At 75.9% G+C, this 3,312-nt stretch carries 1 protein-coding gene; it reads right to left on the minus strand.

What is annotated here, in order from left to right; all coding sequences use genetic code 11:
- Positions 1–3,312: type I polyketide synthase (locus tag WDV06_RS36495; protein ID WP_395514103.1), on the minus strand; the 3,312-nt coding region annotated here is incomplete at both ends.

A 3,312-nucleotide genomic window follows, 5' to 3' on the forward strand; every position in this document is an offset into this window, starting at 1 on the left:
CACCCCCGTACGGGAGCCGCGCAGGGTCGCCGGGTCGATCCCGGCCCGCTCGAACACCTCCCACGAGGTCTCCAGCAACAACCGCTGCTGGGGGTCCATCGCCAGGGCCTCACGCGGCGAGATCCCGAAGAACCCCGCATCGAACTCGGCCGCCTCGTACAGGAACCCGCCCTCACGGGCATAACTCGTCCCCGCGTGATCCGGATCCGGGTGATACAGGCTCTCCAACGCCCAGCCACGGTCGACCGGGAAACCACCGATCGCATCCCCGCCCTCCGCGACCAGCCGCCACAGATCCTCCGGAGAACGCACCCCGCCCGGATAACGGCAGCTCATCCCCACGATCACGATCGGATCGTCGGCCACCGCCACCTGGCCCGCCACGGCCGTGCCGGCCGGGACGGGGTCGGTGTCGGTGTCGGCACCCAGCAGTTCGGTGAGGAGCAGGCGGGTGAGCGCGTCGGGCGTGGGGTGGTCGAAGACGAGGGTGGCGGGCAGCCGCAGACCGGTGGCGGTGTTGAGGGTGTTGCGCAGTTCGACGGCGGTGAGCGAGTCGAAGCCGAGGTCCCTGAACTGCCGGTCCACCGCCACGGACCGGGCGGACGTGTGGCCGAGGACCGCCGCCACCTGGGTGCGGACCAGGTCGAGGACGGACGTGTACCGCTCGTCCTCCGGCAGGGCGGCGAGCCGGCCGGCCAGCGGGGTCTGCCCGGGCGCCGTCTGCGGGGACCCGTCGAGGCTGCGCCGTACGGAGGTGCGGACCAGCTTCCGCAGCAGCGGCGGCAGGGCGCCCGCGCGGGCCTGGGCGTGCAGTGCCCCGCTGTCCAGGCGGACGGGGACCAGCACGGGCCGTTCGGAGCGGCAGGCGGCGTCGAACAGCGCCAGGCCCTCGGCCGCCTCCAGGGCGATCAGTCCGGAGCGGCCGATCCTGTGCCGGTCGGCGGCGGCGAGTCCGGCCGTGAGGGTGCTGCTCTGCGCCCACAGGCCCCAGGCGAGGGACACGGCCGGGAGTCCCTCGGCCCGGCGGGACACGGCCAGGGCGTCGAGGAAGGAGTTCGCGGCACTGTAGTTGGCCTGTCCGGCGCTGCCGAGGGTGGCGGCTGCGGACGAGAACAGGACGAAGGCGGACAGCTCCATGTCGCGGGTCAGTTCGTGCAGGTGGAGGGCCGCGTCCGCCTTGGGGCGGAACACCCGGTCGACGCGGTCCGGGGTGAGGGCGGGGACGGTGCCGTCGTCGGTCACACCGGCCGCGTGGACCACGGCGCTCAGCGGGTGCCCGGCCGGAACCGTCGCCAGCAGGGCGGCCAGCTCGGCGCGGTCGGCCACGTCGCAGGCGGCCGTCCGTGCCTCGGCGCCGAGTTCGCGCAGCTCCTCGGTGAACTCGACTGCCCCGGGGGCGTCCTGGCCGCGGCGGCTGGCCAGCAGCAGGTGCCGCACGCCGTGGACGGTGACCAGGTGGCGGGCGACGAGCCGGCCCAGCGCTCCGGACGCGCCGGTGATCAGCACCGTTCCGTCGGCGGGGAAGGGTACGGGCGCGTCCTCGGCCGCCGGGTCGGGTTCGCCGGCCCGCACGAGCCGCGGCACGAGCAGGGCTCCGTCACGGACCGCGACCTGGGGCTCCCCGCAGGCCACGGCGGCCGACAGGCCCGCGGTGTCGTCTCCGTCGGCGTCCACCAGCAGGAACCGGCCGGGGTTCTCGGACTGGGCCGAGCGTACGAGGCCCCAGACGGCGGCCTGTACGGGGTCCACGGCGCGTGCGGCGGCCCCGGTGGCGGCCGGGTCCGCCTCGACCGCGCCGCGGGTCACGACGACCAGCCGCGAGGCGGCGTAGCGGTCCTCGGCCAGCCACTCCTGGAGCAGTTCCAGGGCGCGGCGCGCGGCGTCGGCCGGTGCAGGCCGCTCCCCCGTGCCCGGCAGCGTGACGGCCACGTGCGCGGGCACGGGCGCCCCGTCCAGCTCGGCGAGCCGCTCGCACCGGAGCGGCGCGGCGGACTCGCCCCCGGCGACCGGTTCGCACCGCTCCCACACCACGCGGTACAGCGCGTCCCGCACGCCGGCGTCGCCCTGGGCGGCGGCTCCGGCCTCGGCGAGCTGCTCGGGGGTGACCGTGCGCAGGAGCAGCGAGTCGACCGAGGCGACGGGCCGTCCCAGGCCGTCGCTGATCCGCAGCTCCACCGCGTCCGGCCCGGTCTTGGCCCGGGTCAGCCGGACGCGCAGGGTTTCGGCTCCGCTTCCGTACACGCTGACGCCGCTCCAGGCGAACGGGAGCCGGCCCGCGGGGTCGGTGCCGAGGAACTCTCCGGCGCTGAGGGCGTGCAGGGCGGCGTCGAGGAGCGCGGGGTGCACGGCGAACCCGTCGGACGGGGTTCCTTCGGGCAGCGCGACCTCGGCGAACAGGTCCTGCTCCGTGCCCCGCCAGAGGGCACGCAGCCCCTGGAACACCGGGCCGTAGCCGAAGCCGGCGTCGGCCAGCCGGTCGTAGCAGTCGTGGAGGTCTACGGCGGTGGCGCCCGCCGGGGGCCATGCGCCGTCCGTCTCCGGCGGGGTCCGGTCGGTGTCGGGGACGAGGAAGCCCGTGGCGTGGCGGGTCCAGGTCTCCTCACCGGCGGTCTCGGCGGCGGTCTCGGTACGGGAGTAGACCTTCACCGGCCGCCGTCCCGATGTCTCTTCCTCCGCTCCGACGACCACCCGGACCTGGACCGCTCCCTGCTCCGGGAGGACCAGGGGCGCGGCGAGGGCGAGTTCCTCGACCCGGCCGCAGCCGAGTTCGTCACCGGCGCGTACGGCCATCTCCAGGAAGGCGGTACCGGGCAGCAGGGTCACGCCGGAGACGGCGTGGTCCGCGAGCCAGGGGTGGGTGTCGAGGGACAGGCGTCCGGTGAGGAGGGAGCCCGCGCCGTCGGGCAGCAGGGCCGTCGCCCCGAACAGGGCGTGTCCGGCGCCGGCCAGTCCGGCGGCGGTGACGTCGCCGGTGCCGGCCGGGGCGTCGAGCCAGTGGTGAGCGTACTGGAAGGGGTAGGTGGGCAGGTCCACTCGGCGGGCGCCGCGGCCCGCATGGACGGCGGCCCAGTCGACGGGGGTGCCGTGGACGTGGAGCCGGGCGAGGGCGGTGGTGAGGGCCAGGTCCTCGGGGCGGTCGGCGCGCAGGGCGGGAACGGTGACGGCCTGCTCGTCCACGACGTCCCGGGCGAGGGCGGTCAGGACGCCGCCGGGGCCGACCTCCAGGAAGGTGCGCACTCCTTCGAGGGCCAGGCAGTCGACGGCGTCGGCGAAGCGGACGGCCTCGCGGACGTGCCGCACCCAGTACTCGCG

Source organism: Streptomyces racemochromogenes, assembly GCF_044129415.1.
GTDB lineage: Bacteria > Actinomycetota > Actinomycetes > Streptomycetales > Streptomycetaceae > Streptomyces > Streptomyces racemochromogenes_A.